The 19,421-nt window shown below is 63.7% G+C and carries 16 protein-coding genes; 5 read left to right on the top strand and 11 right to left on the bottom strand.

Annotation, left to right across the window (positions count from 1 at the left end; genetic code table 11):
- The first annotated feature begins 95 nt into the window (after window positions 1–95).
- Window positions 96–4,055 carry an ATP-dependent RNA helicase HrpA gene (gene hrpA / locus ACIOTL_RS14735; protein WP_400343272.1) on the top strand — a complete coding sequence of 1,320 codons (3,960 nt, stop codon included), beginning with the start codon at window positions 96–98 and terminating at the stop codon, window positions 4,053–4,055.
- Here hrpA and ACIOTL_RS14730 read toward each other — a convergent pair.
- Together ACIOTL_RS14730 and ACIOTL_RS14725 are read right to left on the bottom strand one after the other, a co-directional pair.
- Complete coding sequence (locus ACIOTL_RS14730) at window positions 4,050–4,373, bottom strand: branched-chain amino acid transporter permease (RefSeq protein WP_105658393.1); 324 nt, start codon at window positions 4,371–4,373, stop codon at window positions 4,050–4,052. The two genes, hrpA and ACIOTL_RS14730, sit on opposite strands and share 6 nt — an antisense overlap.
- The gene (locus ACIOTL_RS14725) at window positions 4,363–5,139 is read right to left on the bottom strand and encodes an AzlC family ABC transporter permease (RefSeq protein ID WP_400343271.1); all 777 of its coding nucleotides are present in this window, start codon (window positions 5,137–5,139) and stop codon (window positions 4,363–4,365) included. The genes ACIOTL_RS14730 and ACIOTL_RS14725 overlap by 11 nt, the downstream gene beginning before the upstream one ends.
- Window positions 5,140–5,220: 81 nt before the next feature.
- On the opposite strand from ACIOTL_RS14725, the gene ACIOTL_RS14720 reads away from it, so the two are divergent.
- The gene (locus ACIOTL_RS14720) at window positions 5,221–5,655 is read left to right on the top strand and encodes an Lrp/AsnC family transcriptional regulator (protein WP_105658391.1); all 435 of its coding nucleotides are present in this window, start codon (window positions 5,221–5,223) and stop codon (window positions 5,653–5,655) included.
- Here the strand turns inward: ACIOTL_RS14720 and ACIOTL_RS14715 are convergent.
- Genes ACIOTL_RS14715 through ACIOTL_RS14700 form a run of 4 tightly spaced genes read right to left on the bottom strand, consistent with a single transcriptional unit; the run spans window position 5,652 to window position 8,031 of the window.
- Window positions 5,652–6,032: a hypothetical protein gene (locus tag ACIOTL_RS14715; RefSeq protein WP_105662574.1), complete on the bottom strand. Its 381-nt coding sequence runs from the start codon at window positions 6,030–6,032 to the stop codon at window positions 5,652–5,654. The genes ACIOTL_RS14720 and ACIOTL_RS14715 overlap by 4 nt on opposite strands.
- Window positions 6,033–6,035: 3 nt before the next feature.
- Window positions 6,036–6,464 carry an HIT family protein gene (locus tag ACIOTL_RS14710; RefSeq protein ID WP_105662573.1) on the bottom strand — a complete coding sequence of 143 codons (429 nt, stop codon included), beginning with the start codon at window positions 6,462–6,464 and terminating at the stop codon, window positions 6,036–6,038.
- A gap of 29 nt (window positions 6,465–6,493) precedes the next feature.
- Window positions 6,494–7,330: a sulfurtransferase gene (locus ACIOTL_RS14705; protein ID WP_388025369.1), complete on the bottom strand. Its 837-nt coding sequence runs from the start codon at window positions 7,328–7,330 to the stop codon at window positions 6,494–6,496.
- On the bottom strand, window positions 7,327–8,031 hold the full coding sequence (locus ACIOTL_RS14700) for an MBL fold metallo-hydrolase (RefSeq protein ID WP_133834478.1): 705 nt from the start codon (window positions 8,029–8,031) through the stop codon (window positions 7,327–7,329). The genes ACIOTL_RS14705 and ACIOTL_RS14700 overlap by 4 nt, the downstream gene beginning before the upstream one ends.
- Window positions 8,032–8,183: 152 nt before the next feature.
- Here ACIOTL_RS14700 and ACIOTL_RS14695 point away from each other — a divergent pair, with 152 nt between their 5' ends.
- Window positions 8,184–8,609, top strand: coding sequence for a Fur family transcriptional regulator (locus ACIOTL_RS14695; RefSeq protein ID WP_105658386.1), 426 nt, complete (start codon window positions 8,184–8,186; stop codon window positions 8,607–8,609).
- Window positions 8,610–8,723: 114 nt separating this feature from the next.
- Complete coding sequence (locus ACIOTL_RS14690; RefSeq protein ID WP_133834479.1) at window positions 8,724–10,184, top strand: HNH endonuclease; 1,461 nt, start codon at window positions 8,724–8,726, stop codon at window positions 10,182–10,184.
- 45 nt (window positions 10,185–10,229) lie between these two features.
- Here ACIOTL_RS14690 and ACIOTL_RS14685 read toward each other — a convergent pair whose 3' ends face one another.
- The 5 genes from ACIOTL_RS14685 to ACIOTL_RS14665 form a co-directional block, all read right to left on the bottom strand.
- A complete protein-coding gene (locus ACIOTL_RS14685; protein WP_133834480.1) occupies window positions 10,230–10,859 on the bottom strand; it encodes a maleylpyruvate isomerase family mycothiol-dependent enzyme in 630 nt (209 codons plus the stop codon).
- A 78-nt stretch (window positions 10,860–10,937) separates the two neighbouring features.
- Entirely contained in the window at window positions 10,938–11,795 is an 858-nt protein-coding gene (locus ACIOTL_RS14680; RefSeq protein ID WP_105658383.1) for a metal ABC transporter permease, read from the bottom strand.
- Window positions 11,796–11,804: 9 nt separating this feature from the next.
- The gene (locus ACIOTL_RS14675; RefSeq protein WP_105662569.1) at window positions 11,805–12,638 is read right to left on the bottom strand and encodes a metal ABC transporter ATP-binding protein; all 834 of its coding nucleotides are present in this window, start codon (window positions 12,636–12,638) and stop codon (window positions 11,805–11,807) included.
- 130 nt (window positions 12,639–12,768) lie between these two features.
- Window positions 12,769–13,842: a hemolysin family protein gene (locus ACIOTL_RS14670; RefSeq protein ID WP_400343269.1), complete on the bottom strand. Its 1,074-nt coding sequence runs from the start codon at window positions 13,840–13,842 to the stop codon at window positions 12,769–12,771.
- On the bottom strand, window positions 13,835–15,151 hold the full coding sequence (locus tag ACIOTL_RS14665) for a hemolysin family protein (protein ID WP_105658381.1): 1,317 nt from the start codon (window positions 15,149–15,151) through the stop codon (window positions 13,835–13,837). The genes ACIOTL_RS14670 and ACIOTL_RS14665 overlap by 8 nt, the downstream gene beginning before the upstream one ends.
- A 429-nt stretch (window positions 15,152–15,580) precedes the next feature.
- On the opposite strand from ACIOTL_RS14665, the gene ACIOTL_RS14660 reads away from it, so the two are divergent.
- Window positions 15,581–19,339 carry a multifunctional oxoglutarate decarboxylase/oxoglutarate dehydrogenase thiamine pyrophosphate-binding subunit/dihydrolipoyllysine-residue succinyltransferase subunit gene (locus ACIOTL_RS14660; RefSeq protein WP_105658380.1) on the top strand — a complete coding sequence of 1,253 codons (3,759 nt, stop codon included), beginning with the start codon at window positions 15,581–15,583 and terminating at the stop codon, window positions 19,337–19,339.
- Window positions 19,340–19,421 lie beyond the last annotated feature (82 nt).

Raw genomic sequence — 19,421 nt, 5'->3', positions numbered from 1 at the left:
GAGCAATGCGTCCGGGAGCACATTTCCTGCCCCGAATCGGGCTTCGGCCCGGCGGCCACCACGAAAATGCGTGGCGCGAATAGAATGGGAACATCATGGCGCTCAGCATTACGTATCCCGAAGCCCTTCCCGTTTCAGCCCGCCGCGAGGACATCCTCGCCGCGGTCCGCGAAAACCAGGTCGTGGTAATCGCCGGCGAAACCGGTTCGGGCAAGACCACCCAGCTTCCCAAGATGCTCATCGAGCTCGGCCTGGCCGAGAAGGGCATGATCGGGCACACCCAGCCGCGCCGCCTGGCCGCGCGCACCGTGGCCGAGCGCATCGCCGAGGAAATGGGCACCGAAATCGGCGAGGAAGTCGGCTTCCACGTGCGCTTCACCGGCGAGGTTTCGCGCAAGACCAAGCTGAAGGTGATGACCGACGGCATCCTGCTAGCCGAGATCAAGCGCGACAAGCTGCTCAAGAAATACTCGGCGATCATCATCGACGAGGCCCACGAGCGCAGCCTGAACATCGATTTCCTGCTGGGCTACCTCAAGCAGATCATGCCCAAGCGCCCCGAGCTGAAGATCATCATCACCTCCGCCACCATCGACCCGCAGCGCTTCGCCGAGCACTTCGGCAAGCCGCTGCCCGGCGGCGGCGTCGAGCCTGCCCCGATCCTGGAGGTTTCCGGGCGCACCTTCCCCGTCGAATTGCGCTACCGCCCGCTGCAGGCCGAGCTCGATGTCGACGCGGACGAGGCCGCGGAGAACACGCTGGAGGAAGAACGCGACCCACTGGATGCGGTCACCGACGCGGTCAAGGAACTGAGCGGCGAAGCGCCCGGGGACATCCTGATCTTCTTCTCCGGCGAGCGCGAAATCCGCGACGCGGCCGAAGCCTTGCGCGCCATGGTCACCGCCAATAAGCGCCTGCCGCGCTATGAGGTGCTCCCGCTGTTCGCCCGGCTGTCGCTGGCCGAGCAGCACCGGGTCTTCCACCCCGGTGGCGCCCCGCGCATCATCCTGGCCACCAACGTCGCCGAGACCTCGCTGACGGTGCCGGGCATCAAGTACGTGATCGATACCGGCACCGCCCGCATTTCGCGCTACTCGCACCGCACCAAGGTGCAGCGCCTGCCCATCGAGCGCGTCTCCCAGGCCAGCGCCAACCAGCGTTCGGGACGTTGCGGCCGCGTGTCGGAGGGCATCGCCATCCGCTTGTACTCGGAGCCCGACTACGAGGCGCGTCCCGAATTCACCGACCCGGAAATCCTGCGCACCAACCTGGCCAGCGTGATCCTGCAGATGATCTCCATGGGCGTGGTCGCTTCGGCCGCCGAGGTTGCCAGCTTCCCGTTCGTCCAGCCGCCCGAAGCCAAGTCCATCACCGATGGCGTGAACCTGCTGCGCGAGCTCGGTGCACTGGAGCAGGACAAGGCCGCGAAGCTGACCGAAACCGGCAGGGCGCTGGCGGTGCTGCCGCTGGATGTGCGCCTGGGCCGGATGATCGTCGAGTCCGCACAGCGCGGGGTCGCCAAGGAAGTGATGGTGCTGGCTGCCGGGCTGAGCATCCAGGATCCGCGCGAGCGTCCCAGCGAGGAAACCGGGCAGCGTGATCGTGCGGTGGAGCTGCATAAGCGCTTCGCCGCTGACAAGTCCGACTTCATTGCATTGCTGAATTTGTGGGCCTACCTGCAGGAGCAGCAGAAGGACCTGTCCTCCTCCGCTTTCCGCCGGCTGTGCAAGAACGAGTTCATCAACTACCTGCGCGTGCGCGAGTGGCAGGACCTGTTCACCCAGCTGCGCCAGCTGGCCAAGCCGCTGGGCATCACCATGGCGGCCGCCCCGATCGACCCGGCGGCCAATGAGGACCAGGTGCACAAGTCGCTGCTGTCGGGCCTGCTGGGGCACATCGGGCTCTACGATGAGCGCAAGCGCGACTACCTGGGCGCGCGCGGCACCCGTTTTGCGATCTTCCCCGGCTCGGGCCTGTTCAAGAAGTCCCCGACCTGGGTGATGTCCGCCGAGCTGGTGGAAACCTCGCGGCTGTGGGCCCGCACCAACGCGGCCATCTCCCCCGAATGGGTGGAAGAGCTGGCTCCGCACCTGCTCAAGCGCACCCACTCCGAGCCGCACTGGTCCAAGCGCACCGGTTCGGTCATGGGCTACGAGAAGGTCACGCTTTTCGGCCTGCCGATCATCCCGCGCCGCCAGTTCCACTACTGGCGGGTGGATAAGGACCTGGCTCGCGAGCTGTTCATCCGCCACGCGCTGGTGGAGGGCGATTGGCGCACCCACCATAAGTTCTTCGCCAAGAACCGGGCGCTGCTCGAAGAAGTCGAAGAGCTCGAAACCCGCATGCGCCGCCATGACCTGCGCATTTCCGATGAAGACCTGTTCGCCTTCTACGATGCCCGGGTGGGCGCCGAGGTCTACTCGGAGCGCCACTTCGACCGCTGGTGGAAGAAGGCCCGCGCCACCGATCCCTCGCTGCTGGACTTCGACCCCGAGGCGCTGCTGGCCGAGTCCGATGCGGTTGACGAGGCCGCGTTCCCCACCACCTGGCAGCTGGGCAGCATCCACTTGCCGCTGTCCTACGAGTACAACCCGGCGGCCGCCCCAGGAGAAGGCGATGGCGTGTCGCTCACGGTCCCGGTGGTGTTCTTGAACCAGCTGGATCCCGCGCGCTTCGCCTGGCTGATTCCGGGGTTGCGCCACGAGCTGCTCACCGCGCTGATCCGTTCGATGCCCAAGGCCATCCGCAAGAACTTCGTGCCTGCCCCGGATGTGGCGGCCAAGGCGCTGGCCATGCTGGAGGCGGACTTCGATCCGGCGGCCGATGACCTGGCCGATTCCCTGGCCTTGGTGCTGCGCCGGCTGCGGGGCATGGTCGTCGAGCCTTCGGTCTTCGACTTCTCGACCCTGCCTGCGCACCTGCGCTTCGGCTTCACCGTCACCGATGCTTCGGGGAAGGCGCTGGGCAGCGGCGGTGACCTGGCCGCCTTGCAGTACAAGTTCGCCGCGGCCAACCGCGCCGCGCTGGCCAGCGGGGTCAACTCCCCCGGTGTCGCCACCGGCAAGCCGGGGGTGCCTGGCAAGCCTGCGGCCGCGTCGAAGGCGCAGTCCAAGAAGAAGGGCGCCGCGGCCACCGCATCGGCGGCCACCGGCGCCTGGGACCAGAAGTCGCTGGATCATTGGCCGCAGCTGGAATCATCAGGCGATACCCTGGGCGATACGCTGCCTGCCAAGGTCACCACCACGGTGATGGGCCAGCAGATCACCGCCTATCCGGGGCTGATGGACACCGGCGAAAAGGTCGACCTGAGTGTTTTCCGCACCCAGGCCGAGCGCGATGCGGCGCACCGCACCGGTGTCATCCGGTTGCTGATGCTGCGCTTGCCGCCTGCCGGGAAGTTCGTGATTTCGCACCTGAAGAACGCTGAGAAGCTGGTGTTCACGCAGAACCCGCACGGGTCCATCGAGAAGCTGATTGCCGATTGCACCATGGCCGCGGTAGACCAGCTGGTGCCCGAGAAGCTGCCGATGAACCGCGCCGAATTCGAGGCGCTGTTCGAGACGGTGCGCGCCGAGCAGATCGACACGGTCTTCACGATTACCGCGATCGTGGCGAAGGTCTTCGGCTCCTCGACCCGGATCAACAAGGATCTGAAGAGCACCAACTCCCTGGCGATGTTCGCGGCAGTCACCGATATCCGCTCCCAGCTCGAGCAGCTGATCTATCCGGGCTTCATCGCGGCCACCGGGGCAGCGAACCTGATGCGCCTGCCGCGCTATGTGCAGGGCATCGAGAAGCGCTTGGAGAAGCTGCGCGCAGGTGCGGTCACCCGTGATTCCCAGGCCCTGGTCGTGATCCAGAAGCTGGAAGACGAATACGATACCGCCCTGGATCGGGTTCCGCCCGGAGCCCGGGTGCCGGCGGACTTGGCCCAGGTGAAGTGGATGCTGGAGGAAATGCGCATTTCGCTGTTCGCCCAAGAGCTGGGCACCGCCTATTCGGTCAGCGAAAAGCGCATCCGCAAGGCGATCAAGGATTCGCTGGCGCAGCTATAGCGGCCAGCTGAGGATCCCAACGTAGACGGCGGTACCGCCCAGCACGCTGAGCACCGCATTGGACTTGAGCAGGTGCAGCACCACGGTGGCCGCCAGGGCGGTGGCCACCGGCCACGCCACGGCCGGATCCGCAATGCCGGCAGGCACCGTGGAAGCAACCAGCACCACCATGATTCCCAAGGGCATGCGCAGCGCCAGGTAGTTGATGAACGCGTTGCTGCGCAATTTGGCGATGAAGGCGAAGGGCAAGGCACGCAGCCCGAAGGTCACTGCGGTGCTCAACGCGATGGCCGAGAAGAGGTAGAGGCTATCGGGCATCGGCTGCTTCTCCCGCCTGCTGCCCGCCGGCCTGCTGAGCGGTGCCGGTGCGCCGTCGCAGCAGGTAGGCCGCCGCAAGTCCGGCCAGGAAAATCGCCATGGCTACCACCATCATGCTCTGCGGTGCGATCCAGCTGGCCGCCACGGCGCTGATCAGCGCCAGCATGGACAGCGGCACACTGCGGTAGGCCTTGAACGCTTCGATCGCCAGCACGGCAAACAATGCGGTCACCGCGAATTCCAGACCCCTGATGGATTCGGGGATCATTGCGCCCAGCAGCGATCCGCCCAGCACGCTGGTGGTCCAGCTTGCATGGAACAGGCTCTGGATGGCCAGGATCGGCGTCGAGGAATAGTCCTTCCGCTCGGCCTGCAGGGTCAGCGCATAGGCCTCATCGGTCAGCGCAAACATGCTGTAGAACTTCGCCCCCTGGCCCTTGACCCGGTGCAGCGGGAAAGAGATCGCATAGAATACGTGGCGGAAATTGACTACCAGCGTGGTCAGGGCGATATGGGACAGCGGCGCCACGGCGGCAAGCAGCCCGATCAAGAGGAATTCCAGGGAACCGGCGAACACCAGCCCGGCAAGCAAGGGAGCTGACCACCAGGGCAATCCCGAGCGCACCAGCAGCACGCCCAGGGCCAGGCCCAATGGCATGACCGCCAGACTGGCGGGAAGCACATTTTTCGCGCCCAGCCTGATCTGCTGCCATCGGCCCTCGTCGGACAAAGGCCGGGAACCTTTAATTGCCAGTTTTTCGCTCATGAAGCAATATTAGGAAATTCCAAGCCAAATATGGTTGCCAATTCTAGCCAACCGACGGGTTGGATCGGCAATAATAGATGCATGGATGATCTTGACCGCGCAATTATTGCCGAACTGGAAAATGACGGCCGCATCAGCAACCTCGAGCTCTCGCGCAGGGTGGGCCTGACCCCCGCTCCCTGCCTGCGCCGCGTCCAGCGCCTGGAGGCCGAGGGAATCATCCATGGCTACAAGGCGATCGTCAATCCCAAGGCCTATGGCAGGGGCTTCGAGGTTACCGTGGCCATTGACGTCGAAATGAACAACGAGCACAGCCTCGACGAATTCGAGAAGGCGGTGGACACCGTTGCCGGCGTCACCGAAATACGCCGCCTCTACGGCCAGCCCGACTACTTCCTGCGCATCCAGGTGGCCGATGCCGAGGCCTACGACCGGGACCTGATTCCCAAGCTGACCGCGCTGCCGGCGGTCCGCCGCGTCACCTCCCACATGACCATGCGCCGGGTGAAGGGCTAGGGCACTGCGGGCGTGGCGATCACCTGCACGTCATCTTCGTAGATGATGGTGCCCGGAGCACTGCTTTCCAGCTTCTCCCAGCCGATCCGGTGCGCGTCGAGCAACCGCAAATACGGCTCGACGCGCTCCAGCAGGTGCTGCGCGCTGCCCTTGAACCACGCCACGGCCCCGGGGTTGATCGCATGATCGTAGATTGCCCGATGGGTGCGGCTCGGGTTCGGATAGGCAGCGTCGTACCAGTCGTTGCCCGCACGCCAGATGGCGTGTTCGGCGGCGCTCAGCTTCCCGCCGTGGCCCAGGGAATTGGCCAGCGCGAAAATCCCCAGGTGCACGCCGCGGTGATTGGGCTCGGTGCCCTGGTAGCGGATGAATTGCACCGGCTAGGCCTCGGGCACGAATTCCCCGTGGCCATCTTCGCGCAGGCCCGCGCGAAGCGCTTGCGCGTTCTTGTCCATGGCCACCGGATCCGGGTTATCGGCCGCATTGGACAGGTCGAAGTCCGCCAGCGAGTTGGTCGGCCAGACATGCACATGCAGGTGCGGCACCTCGAATCCGGCGATCATCAGGCCCGCGCGCTGCGCGGAGAACACGCGCTTCTGGGTGCGCCCGATCTTGGCCGCGACCAGGGTCAGGTGCGCAACCAGCTCGTCGGAGGCATCGGTGAACTCGTCGATTTCCTCGCGCGGAACCACCAGTGCGTGCCCGTCGGAGAGCGGCCCGATGGACAAGAACGCCACGCAGGTTTCGTCCTCCCACACGAAGCGGCCCGGGATCTGCCCGTTGATGATCTTGGTGAACAGCGTACTCATTGCTGCCTTTCTTGCTCGATGGCTGAATTCTAGTGGCGGTGCTTCTCGTCGCTCGTAGCGACCGGCGCACCCGGGTAGGAGCAGTATTCGGACCAGCTGCCGGGGAAGAGCCCCAGCGGGATCCCGGCACTTGCCGCGGCCAATACCTGGTGCGCCGCGGTGATCCCCGAACCGCAGTAGGCGGCCGATCCCGGCCTGTGGGCACCCAGCGTCACGAAGCTGGAATGCAGCACCTCCGGCGCCCGGAAACGCATCTGCGCGTCGAGGTTGTCGGTGGTGGGACGGTTCAGCGCACCGGGAATATGCCCGGCCACCGGGTCGATGGGCTCCTCGATGCCCAGGTAGCGCGCGGTGGCCCGCGAGTCGATCAGGGTGCCGGGCAAGGTGTCCAGCTCCTCGTACTCCACCACCGGCATCCGGCCCCACGACAGCGAAACGCTGCCCTTGGCGGCCTGCTCGTAGCCCAGCGCCAGCTCTCCGCCGGCGTCCGTCCAGGCCCCGAGCCCGCCGTCGAGCACCTGCACGCGGTCGAATCCGGCATGGCGCAGCAGCCACCAGGCCCGGGCCGCGGCGAGGGCTCCGGAGTTGTCGTACGCCACCACGTGGCTCTGGGCGTTGATGCCCCAGCCGCGCGCGGCCTGCTCGAAGTCCGCCGGCAAAGGCAGCGGGTGGCGGCCGGTATGCTCGCCCGGCGCACCGGAAAGCTCTTTTTCCAGGTCAGCGAACACCGCGCCGGGGATATGCCCGGCAGCGTAGCTCTGCGCCCCGTCGTCGCGGCCCAGGACCCACCGCACATCGAGCAGCACCGGCTGGCCCCCGGCGTCCAGGATTTCGCGAAGCTGCGCGGCGCTTATCAAGGGGTTCATTCGTTGGTGCCTCCCAGCAACTCGTCGAGATGATGTTCGATTCCAGGTTCCAAGCGCACATAGCTGCATCCTGCCCGCTGGGCGATCGCGCCGAGCTGGCGATCGAAAAGCCCCAGTCCGTCGGCGTTGAGCAGCCCGTCGTGGATCGGCATCCAGCACTTCGCATCCACGGCCACCGCGAAGTCGGCAGCCTCGGCCATCTTGCCCCACGGGGCCATCACCGGCAGCAGCAGCACATCCGGCTGCGCCCCCACCGGCACCTGGTAGCTGTCGCCCGGGTGGAAGACCTCCAGCTGGCCTACCGCGCGGTCCCCCAGGAGGTAGCCCACGTTGGCAACCACTGCAATGGAATGGTGGATGGTGGCGTGGGTGCCTCCGAAAGTCCGTACGCGAATGCCGCCGACAATGAAGTCGGCCCCGGCTCGCACCGTCACCACCTGGGATTGGGCCGCTGGCGGCAGCTGGTCGCGCATCGCCTGCGCCAGCGCGGCCGGCGCGTAGAGCTCCAGGATGGAATTCGCCTCCAGCGCGGCGGCAATGGCCGGCTGGTCGGCATGGTCAGCATGCTCATGGGTGACCAGCACGGCATTGATGCCGTCGAACGCGTCGTCAAGCTGCGAAAATCCGCCCGGATCCAGCAAGACCTTGCCGTCGATCGTGCTCGCTTCCAAGCAGGAATGGCCCCTAAGTTTGATGCGCATATCCTTAGCGTAGGCTCAGCGCCCCGCCCATGCCAGAGCCAGACACGCATTGCAACGCAAAGTTGGCTAAAATTGAGGGAAACCGCAGGTGATTGGCCCAGTTCGCTGGCTCATCGCCGGTCCGCAACAAACTCAAGGAATGGTGCACGTCGATGTCCCAGCCAGAAACCCGGGTCACCAAGCAGCGCCTGGCCGTCACCGAGGCACTGGGCGAGGTCGATGATTTCGCCACCGCCCAGCAGCTGCATCGTTGGCTGCAGGATTCGGAGAAAAAGGTTTCGCTGGCCACCGTGTACCGCCTGCTGCAGTCCATGGCCGACGATGGCCTGGTCGATGTGCTGCGCAGCGGAGATGGCGAAGCCCGCTTCCGCCAGTGCGTCACCGAGGTCCACCACCATCATCTGGTCTGCCGCGTTTGCTCCAAAACCGTCGAGGTACTTGCCCCTTCCGTCGAGCGCTGGGCCGCTCGGGTTGCCGCGGAGCACGACTTCTCCGATCCCGAGCACACCGTGGAAATCTACGGCCTCTGCGCCGACTGCCGTGCCAAAGCCAAGGCTGGCGCCCCCGCTGCCTCGTAGCCCTTTCCGCTGCCTGGACCTGGGTCCAGCGGACTGTTCGGCGCCCCAAGAATTCGGTAATCCACAGCTGAATCATTCGAAGACATATTCGAGCAATGGGCGTATACTAGTACTATGTTCGAAGCAAAGGCGCAAGGAAACAGCCTAGCCCGCCCAGCAGATCAGCCGGATTTCGAATCCCACCTGATCCAGCTGCAGAACGACCTGTCATGGTTCCATGACCACGGCGGCAAGGCCGCGTGCGCCCGGGTTATCGAGTCCGTCGAAGGACTGGTCTCATCCTTGCGCTATCAGCAAGCCGGCCTGGCTCACCAGTTGGAGAAGGAAGTCCTGCGCGAGAATGAAGAGCGCGGCACCAACATCGATGACCAGGTCCGCGGAGCGGCCAGCCGCGTTGCCATCGCCCGCAAGCAGACTCAACGTGGTTCCAGGAACTACCTGGCCAATTGCCGCATCCTCTTCGAGGACACCCCGAATATCGCTGCCGCATTCTCCCGTGGTGAATTCACCGAAGCGCAGATCAACGCAATGCTCACCCCGCTGCAGGAAGTCCGGCCATTGCGCCGCACCGAGTTCGATGCGATCTACGGGCAGAATCCAGACATGTTCGAATCCATGGGCCCCAAGCGCATCAAGGAAACGGTCACCAGCTTCACGATCAAGTACGCATCGGACCGGGAAGACAAGAAGCTGAAGGAAGCCAACCAGCAACGCTACGTTCGCTTCCGCACCGATCGGGAAGCAGGGTGCGTCTTCCTCCAGGCCCGTCTGCCTATCGTTGGCGGAACCGGATTGCAGATGACGCTGCGAAACCAGTCATGCAGGATCAAGCGCAAGGGCGATGCCCGCACCCGCACCCAGATCCAGGCCGATCTGCTGGCCCGCTACATGTTCTTCGATGAAAACAATGAGCAGAAGATCAACGTCCAGCTCGGACTGGTCATGACCGATAGAGCGCTGTTCATGGGTGATCGCGAACCGGCCTACTTGGAAGGCTACGGCTTCATCCCCGCGCAGACTGCGCGGGAACTCATTGGCGGCCACCAGATTCCCAACGAGCTGACCTTCGCGGAAATGGAAGCCGAACTCGCCCCCGAGAATATTGAGCGGATCGAAGTGATGACGGAGATAACTCGTCTCTACACCGCTCCCGGGGACCAGGAACTAATCGCGATGGATTCCAAAGCCCGGATCTTCCCGGATAAGCTCAAGAGGTTCATCGGGATTCGCGATCGGCATTGCCGAACGCCCTTCTGCGACGGGCTGGTCGAAGAAACAGACCACGTGCTCCAGTATGCACGTGGCGGCAAGACGACCGTGGCCAATGCCTCGGGCCGTTGCGCGACCTGCAACAAGGCAAAGCAGGCCGACGGCTGGTACGAGTACACCGCTTTCCGCGATCGGCACTCGATGATGATCTGTCCGGGCTCGGCGATGTCCTATCGATCCACTGCGCCACCGGCAACTGGATTCATGCACAAGCCATTCCCGCAACTAATGCGCGACTCGAAATGGTTCGCTGATTTCAAGGAACGGCTCACCAGGCCCGACGGACCAGGAACTACTGAAACCTAGGCAGCGGCGCGCGTTCTGCCGCGCGGCCCCTCCCTATTCTGCAATTTACCGCACGAGGGCCAGCCCCGGACCCGTCAGGCCCACAGCGTGCTTGCCTCGGCCTGAAACCAGCATCAGCAGTTCAAGGCGCGGTCCTGCGATCTGCGGGCCGATGCCCAGCCGGAAGTCTTCGTCTTCGCTGCACAGCTGGACCCTGCTCGCTAATTCCTTGGCACCCCCGACACCCTGCGGGGTCGCTGCCTGGTATTTGATTGCTGGCTCCAGGGATTCTGCAGGATAGGCCCGTTTCAGGCCCACGGCACGACGGATGTCTTCCCCATGGGCGATTTCCTCCACCAACCTGCTGGCAAGCGGAACCGGTGGAGTGGCCCGCAAAGCCGCGACCTCGACGAGCCTGCGCAATGTCCCATCGGGAGTCGCGGCCTTCTCGGCGGCCACGCCATTGTCGTTCTGGCGGTCCAAGCTGAATCCGGCCTTGGCCATCCCGGCAAGCAGGCGGAAGAAAGTCGCACGCGCGTTATCTGCCAAATGAGCAGCCACGTCATGGACGCTCCACCCATCGCACAGGGAGGGAACTTCCCACTGATCCGGATCCAAAGTTCCCAGATCGTCGATCAGGGCCAGGCGTTCGGCATGCACCAATGGCCAGATCTCACTGGCTGGAATTTTGCTCATGCTCCAGCTTGGAGGTTCGGCTGCTTGCTAGTCAACCGGGCCCGGAACCAGCGGGGGCGCGCTGGCCGAATGCAGCTCCTAGACTTGGTGGCGGCGAGGGGAACGCACCGCTTCGATTCCGCGGCAGACCACATAGATCACGAACGAAATCGTGGTCACATATGGACTGATCGGCAAGGAACCAGCCAGGGCAAGAAGGATGCCGCCCACGACAGCCAGTTCCGCGAACACGATGGAGAGCACGACGGTGATGACCGGATTGGAGCTCACGCGCATGGCGGCTGCGGCGGGCGTGATCAGCAGCGCCAGCACCAGCAAGGCACCGACCACTTGAATCGTCACCGCTACAGCCAGCGCCAGGATCATCATGAAGACGATGGACAGGCCAGCAGTGCGCACGCCCCGGGCATTGGCAACCACCGGGTCCACCGAAGCGAAGGTCAGCGGACGCCAAATAACCAGCAGCGCGATCACTACCACCGCCGAAAGGACCAGCATTCCTGTCAATTGCACGTCATCCACGGCCACGATCTGGCCGGTCAGCAGGCCAAACTTATTGGCGCTTCGCCCTTCATACAGCGACAGGAACAAGATGCCCAGGCCAAGGCCGAAAGGCATCAGCACGCCGGTGATGGAATTTCGATCCCTCGCCCGGGTTCCGAGAATGCCAAGGATCAGCGCCGCGATCATGGACCCGAACACCGAGCCAGTCACCACGTCGGCGCCGATGAGCAAAGCGAAGGCCGCCCCCGCAAAGGACAGCTCAGCGATGCCGTGCACGGCGAAAGCCATGTCCCGCATCATGATGAAGATGCCGATCAGACCGCCAACCACGCCCAGGACTGCACCGGCAATCAGGGAATTGGTCACCAGCGGAAGCAGCAGTCCGTAATCCTGGAAGTTGAACGCCTTCTCGATGAGATCCGAAAAGTCCATGTCCTGCTCCTACTTTCCGGTCTCTAGATCGATTTCTTCAACGTGGTCGTGCCCATCGGCCGGCAATGCCCGATTGCCATCGCCCGAGACCACCACGATGCGGCCATTGACCCGCAGCACCTCGACCGGAGCACCGTAAAGTTCGGTGAGCACCGCAGACTGCATGACTTCATCCACGCTGCCCAGATGGAAGCGACCTTCGGCCAGGTACAAGACGCGGTCGACATAGGGCAGGATCGGGTTGATCTCGTGCGTCACGAAGACTACCGCGCTGCCGCGCTCTGCGGCCTGGCGGTGAATCACTTCGCTGATCGCCTGCTGGTGATTGAGGTCCAGGGAGAGCAGCGGCTCGTCGCATAGCAGGACCCGGGGATCGCTGGCCAAAGCCTGCGCTGCGCGCAGGCGCTGCTGCTCGCCTCCGGAAAGGTCGGACACCGCACGGTTGGCGTAGGCGGTAGCGCCGACCAGTTCCAGCAGTTCGTCGACCTTGTTGCGCACGGCCCTGCGGGCCACGCGAATCCCGGGCCGGGTTCCATCCAGTCCCAGTGCGACCAGGTCGCGAGCGCGCAGGGGAACGTTGTCCCCGAAGGGGCGCTGCTGCGGGATCAACCCCACGGCAGCCGACCCCCGGCGCACGGCCTCCCCGGCGATCGAGACCCTGCCTCGATTGAGCGCGGTGGTGCCGAGCATCGTGTTGATGAAGCTGGTCTTGCCCGAGCCGTTGGGCCCTAGAACTGCAAGGAACTCCCCCGCCGCTATGGATAGGTTGAGTTCATCCCAGAGCACGCGGGAGCCATAGGCAAGGCGCGCGTCTTCAAACCTGACGATGGGGGTCTCTGTCATTGACTGCTTTCTGGATTGCGCTGGCTGAGGATGGGCCGGCAACGAAAAACTGCGGCACCCGCAATGGGTGCCGCAGTCAATCGTATCAGTTGCGAGTCATTCGCAATATGCACTCAGGGGTGAGCTTGAGCTAATTTGCCCGTTTTTCGCTGCGAGGCGGGTTGACGCGTTTTCGCGTGGTATCGGTGATTTCACCGACCAGCACCTCGATCACGTCCTCCAGGAAGAGCACGCCGAGCGTTGCCCCCGACTCGTCGACAACCGCCGAAAGGTGGTTGCCTTCCTGCCGCATCGCTTCCAGGGCGGCCTCGATTTCGGTGTCCTGCTCCAACCGGCCCAGCGGGTGCAATGGCAAATCAAGCAGTGGCTGCGTGGAGTGGGCATCATCGATGAGCATCACGTCCTTCACATGCCAGTAGCCCACCGGAACCTCGTTCTTGGTGATCACCATGCGCGAGAATCCGGTCTTGCCGACCTTCTTCTCGAAAGCGCGCGCGGTCGTCTGCCCGTATTCCAAGGTGAACAGGTCATCCAGCGGAACCATGCAGCTGCGCGCGGTAACCGAGGAGAATTCCAGCGCTTTGGTCAAGCGTGCGGCATCGTCCTCATCCAGTGCGCCTTCCTCGGATGAAGCATCGATGATCGATCGGACTTCAGCGGCGGTATACGAGCTGGCCACCTCATCCTTCGGTTCGATACCGAAGGCGTGCAGCACCAGGTTCGCCACGCCATTGAGCGACGCCGTAATCGGCTTGAGCACCTTGGACAGGCCGACCAGTGGCATGGCCAGCAGCAGCACGGCCTTGTCCGCAACGGAAACCGAAATGTTCTTCGGCACCATTTCGCCGAAGGTCACGTGCAGGAAGGTCACCACGATCAAGGCAATCAGGAACGCTACGGTGTCCGCAGCTGATTCGGCCATGCCGATTATGGTCAGCGGTTCGGCCAGCAGGTGGTGGATCGCCGGCTCCGAAATATTCAGGATCAGCAGCGAGCAAACGGTAATGCCCAACTGGCACACCGCGAGCATGATCGAAACATGCTCCATGGCGTACAGCGCGATCTTTGCCCGCTTATTGCCCTCGTCGGCCAAGGGTTCAATCTGCGAACGACGCGCACTCATCACCGCGAATTCGCCGGCAACGAAGAAGGCATTGCCAGCCAGCAAGACAATCAGCCAGACCAGGCCCATGAAGTCATTCATTGCCATCCTCCTGCACTGCTGGTTCGAAACGAACCTGCGAGATGCGGCGGCCATCGAGCTCGGTCACCGTGAAGGTGCCGTGCTCGGTGGCGACGCGGTCGTTGAGTTCAGCCAAGCGGCCCAATTCGGCGAGCATGAAGCCGCCGATGGTTTCGTAGGTCGACTCTTCCGGGATGACGTCCGTATCGAAGTTCTCGTTGATCTGGTCCGGGCGGTACATGCCCGGGAACAGCCAGTTGCCGTCGGGCTGGGTGACCGCTTCTTCTTCATCCTCGTCGTGCTCATCGGAAACTTCGCCGACGATTTCTTCGACCAGGTCTTCAAGGGTCACCAGTCCAGCGGTTCCACCGTATTCGTCCATCACGATCGCGACCTGGAACTCGGCGGCGCGCAACTGCTCAAGCAGCACATCGAGGTGAATGGTTTCCGGAACGTACAGCGCGTCGCGGGCGAACTCGCCCACCTGCAGCGCTGCGCGGCGTTCGCGGGGCACCGAGACAATTGCCTTGACATGGCAGATGCCTTGGATTTCATCGGTGGAGCCGGTGGTGACCGGGAAACGCGAGAATCCGGTGTCCGCGCTGACTTCGATCAGCTCGGAAAGGGCCGCCTCGGAATCAATGGTGGACATCGAGGTTCGCGGGGTCATCACGTCGGCGGCGGTGCGCTCGGAGAATTCAATGGTGGATTCCACGAAGCGAGCGGTCTGCACATCCAAGGTGCCCAGCTGAGCCGAACGGCGGACCAGCGATGCCAGTTCCTGCGAGGAGCGGGCCGCGGAGATTTCTTCCTTGGCTTCGAGTCCGAAGAACTTGCGCAGTACCGCATTCGAGAAGCCGTTGAGCACGATGATGGCCGGCTTGAAGATGGCGGTGAAAACCAGCTGCGGGCGGGCCAGCAGCTTGCCAACCTTCATCGCCTGGGCAATTGCCATGTTCTTCGGGACCAGTTCGCCGATCAGCATCGAAAGCAAGGTGGCAACGACCATCGAGATCACCACGGCAATGGCCAGCGAACTTGCGGCCGGAATGCCGAATTGTTCCATCAACGGCTCGAGCAGCGCGCTCATTGCGGGTTCAAGCACGTAGCCGGTCAGCAGCGTGGTCAGCGTAATGCCCAGCTGGCAGCTGGACAGCTGGGTAGAGAGGGAGGTGAGGCACTGCAGCAGCGGCTTGGCGCCACGCTCGCCGTCATTTACGGCACGCTGCACGGTGCTTTTATCCAGGGCGACCAGGGAGAATTCCACGGCCACGAAGAAGCCGGTGCCGAGAATCAGCAGCAGGCCGAAAAGTATTGAGAGCCATTCCATAGGCGTTTACCGCCGCCTATTCACTGGCGTGCGAAGTTCAGTTCCAGTGCCGACAGGGCGGCAACTAGAAGGCTCCAAAAGGGAGGCGGAACTTCCTGAACATGGACTGTTGTGGCCGGCACTGCGCCCTTGGGCGGCACACCGGCTTGGAGAGTGGGATTCCATAGTGCGAATTAGTCTATCGAACGAAGGGCCATTGCGCACCACTTCGACACATGCTCGCCCAGCGGTGCTTTGGATACGCTGAACGGCATGTTAGGCGCAACACTTTCGTGACATTACATACGTGCCGTGGCCAAGTGGGCGGAAAAGTCACTAGACTGGTGCGCAGGTCTAGAAATCTTGTGGGCCGCAGTGGTCGTATCACGTCCTCGAAAGACCACCGGCTCAAGCTAGAACAACGTAGAAATCAGGGAAGAGGCGTTGCACGTGCCAGAGCAAGCACACCACCGACTTACTGAAGAGTTTGGTGGAAACGAGTGGCTAGTAGACGAGCTGTTCGAACAGTATCTCGTCGACAAGAACTCGGTAGATAAGAAATGGTGGGATATTTTCGAATCTCTCGCCGCCGAAAAGAAGGCACCAGCAGCACCGGCAGCGCAGCCGGCGCCAGCAGCGGCAGCACCTGCCGCAGCATCTGCAGCCAACGGGCAGGGCGCGCCACGCGCCGCAGCCCAGGCCCGTGCCTCCGAACCAGCACCGGCTGCCAAGGCAGCACCAGCTCCGGCCGCTGAAGCCAAGAAGGCCGAGCCAGCACCGAAGACTGCGCCGATCCCGGCACAGGCTCCGAAGGCTACGCCGTCCACCGAACTTTTCGGTGAGGAAAAGCGCACCCCGCTGCGTGGACCAATGAAGGCCATCGCAACCAACATGGATGCCTCCCTCACCGTGCCTACGGCCACCACCGTGCGTGCCGTACCGGCGAAGGTGATGATCGACAACCGCATTGTCATCAACAACCACCTCAAGCGCGCTCGCGGCGGCAAGATCTCCTTCACCCACCTGATCGGCTTCGCCGTGATCCGTGCGCTGAAGCAGATCCCGTCGATGAACGTCACCTACGACGTGATCGACAAGAAGCCAACTGCGATCCAGCCAGCCCACGTGAACTTCGGCATCGCGATCGACATGCCGAAGCCGGATGGCACCCGCATGCTGGCCGTGCCGAACATCAAGGCTGCCGAGACCCTGAGCTTCAACGAGTTCTGGGCCACCTACGAAGACCTGATCAAGCGCGCCCGCGGCAACAAGCTGACCGCTGACGACTACGCAGGCACCACCGTTTCGCTGACCAACCCAGGCGGCATCGGCACCGTTCACTCGGTTCCACGCCTGTCCAAGGGCCAGGCCGCGATCATCGGCGTTGGCGCACTGGAATACCCGGCAGAGTACCGCGGCTCCTCGGAGAAGACCGTGGCCGCCCTGGGTATCGGCAAGCACATCACCCTGACCTCCACCTACGACCACCGCGTCATCCAGGGTGCAGGTTCGGGCGAATTCCTGAAGCTGGTCGAGTCGCTGCTGCTGGGCGAGCAGGGTTTCTACGACGAGATCTTCGAGCAGCTGCGCATCCCTTACGAGCCGGTTCGCTGGGCCGTTGACAACCAGGTCGACATCGACCTGCAGGTCAACAAGGTTGCCCGCATCCAGCACCTGATCAACTCCTACCGCGTGCGCGGCCACCTGATGGCCGATACCAACCCGCTGGAGTACGTCCAGCGCAAGCACCCGGACCTGGACATCAATTCCTACGGCCTGACCCTGTGGGATCTGGACCGCGAATGGCTGGCCGGCGGCCTGGGCGGCAAGGACCGCGGCCTGCTGCGCGACATCCTCGGCGTGCTGCGCGATGCCTACTGCCGCACCATCGGCACCGAGTACATGCACCTGCAGAACCCCGAAGAGCGCGAATGGTTCCAGGCCAAGCTGGAGTCCGGCTACGCCAAGCCAAGCCGCGAAGAGCAGCTGCGCATCCTGTCGAAGCTGAACTCCGCCGAGGCTTTCGAGACCTTCCTGCAGACCAAGTTCGTTGGCCAGAAGCGCTTCTCGCTGGAAGGCGGCGAATCGCTGATTCCACTGCTGGATGCGATCATCTCCGACGCAGCCGACGAGCAACTGGACGAGGTCGCGATCGGCATGGCCCACCGCGGCCGCCTGAACGTGCTGACCAACATCGCCGGCAAGACCTACGCACAGGTCTTCCGCGAATTCGAAGGCACCGCAACCCCGGGCTCGGTCCAGGGTTCGGGCGATGTGAAGTACCACCTGGGCACCGAGGGTTCGTACACCTCGGATGCGGGCAACCAGACCAAGATCTACCTGGCTGCCAACCCATCGCACCTGGAAGCAGTCGATCCAGTGCTCGAGGGCATCACCCGCGCCAAGCTGGACCGCCTGAACCAGAAGAACACCGTGCTGCCGATCCTGGTCCACGGCGATGCGGCATTCGCCGGCCAGGGCGTGGTCTCCGAGGTACTGGCCATGAGCCAGCTGCCCGGCTACAAGACCGGCGGCACCGTCCACGTGATCGTGAACAACCAGATCGGCTTCACCACCGCGCCGAGCTCCTCGCGCTCCTCGGTGTACGCAACCGACGTTGCACGCACCGTGCAGGCTCCGATCTTCCACGTCAACGGGGATGACCCGGAGGCAGTGGTGCACGTGGGCCAGCTGGCCTTCGAGTACCGCCAGAAGTTCGGCAAGGACGTCGTCATCGACCTGGTGTGCTACCGCCGCCGCGGCCACAACGAGGGCGATGACCCTTCGATGACCCAGCCGATCATGTACAACCTGATCGAAGCCAAGCGCTCGACCCGCAAGCTGTACACCGAGGCCCTGGTGGGCCGCGGCGACATCACGCAGGAAGAAGCCGAGAACGTGCTGGCCGAGTACAAGGAGAACCTGGAGCGCATCTTCGCCGAGACGCATGCGGCCCAGACTTCGCCGATCCCGATCATCACCCCGGGCTCGACCATCAACGACCTGGAGAAGCCATTCGCCCAGGCTGCCGACGAGAACACCGTCGACGGCGCACGCGGCTCGGCCATCACCGCCCAGACGCTGGCGAAGATTGGTGCCGCCCACCTGGATATCCCGGCCGGCTTCACCATGCACACCAAGCTGAAGTCGCTGCTCGAGCGCCGCGAGAAGATGTCCCGCGAAGGCGGCATCGACTGGGGCTTCGCAGAACTGGCAGCCCTGGGCACCTTGACCATGGAAGGCGTGCCGGTCCGCCTGGCAGGCCAGGACTCGCGCCGCGGCACCTTCGTGCAGCGCCACGCAGTCTTCCACGACCGCGAGAACGACACCGAGTGGTACCCGCTGCACCACCTGGCCGAAGACCAGGCACCGCTGTGGATCTACGACTCCCTGCTCTCCGAATACGCCGCGCTCGGCTTCGAGTACGGCTACTCGGTAGAACGCCCGGATGCACTGGTCATGTGGGAAGCGCAGTTCGGCGACTTCGTCAATGGCGCGCAGACCGTGATCGACGAGTTCATCTCCTCCGCAGAGCAGAAGTGGTCGCAGTCCTCCTCGCTGGTCATGCTGCTGCCGCACGGCTACGAAGGCCAGGGCCCGGATCACTCCTCGGCCCGCATCGAGCGCTTCTTGCAGCTGTGCGCCGAGAACAACATGGTCGTTGCCCAGCCTTCCACCGGTGCAAACCACTTCCACCTGCTGCGCCGCCAGGCCTACGCCCGTCCGCGCAAGCCGCTGATCGTCTTCACCCCGAAGCAGCTGCTTCGCCTGAAGGCCGCGGCCAGCTCGGTAGAGGACTTCACCACCGGAGGCTTCCGCGAGGTCATCGGCGATGCGTCGATCACCGATGCGAACGCCGTGGACAAGGTGCTGCTGTGCTCGGGCCGCGTCTACTACGATCTGCTGGCCGCTCGCACCAAGGCGAACGACACCAAGACCGCGCTGGTACGCGTCGAGCAGCTCTACCCGGCTCCGGCCGAGCAGATCGCTGCCGAACTGGCCAAGTACCCGAACGCCGAGGTGGCTTGGGTCCAGGACGAGCCTGCGAACCAGGGTCCATGGCCGTTCTTCGGCTTGTACGTTGCACCGGCACTGGAGCAGAAGATCACCTTGATCTCCCGCCCGGCATCGGCTGCGACCTCCGCTGGCAATGCAAAGCGCCACGACGCAGAAAACGCAGTGCTGATCCAGCAGGCTTTCGCCCGCTAGACCGCATCGCCTGAACGCTGCTGGCCAACTGTTGCCGGCGAACTATCCGGGGGTTCCACCTCGGACGTTCGCCGGCAACAGC

It is taken from the genome of Glutamicibacter sp. NPDC087673, from assembly GCF_044743255.1.
Lineage (GTDB): Bacteria > Actinomycetota > Actinomycetes > Actinomycetales > Micrococcaceae > Glutamicibacter.
This window is presented reverse-complemented; position numbering and strand designations above follow the sequence as displayed.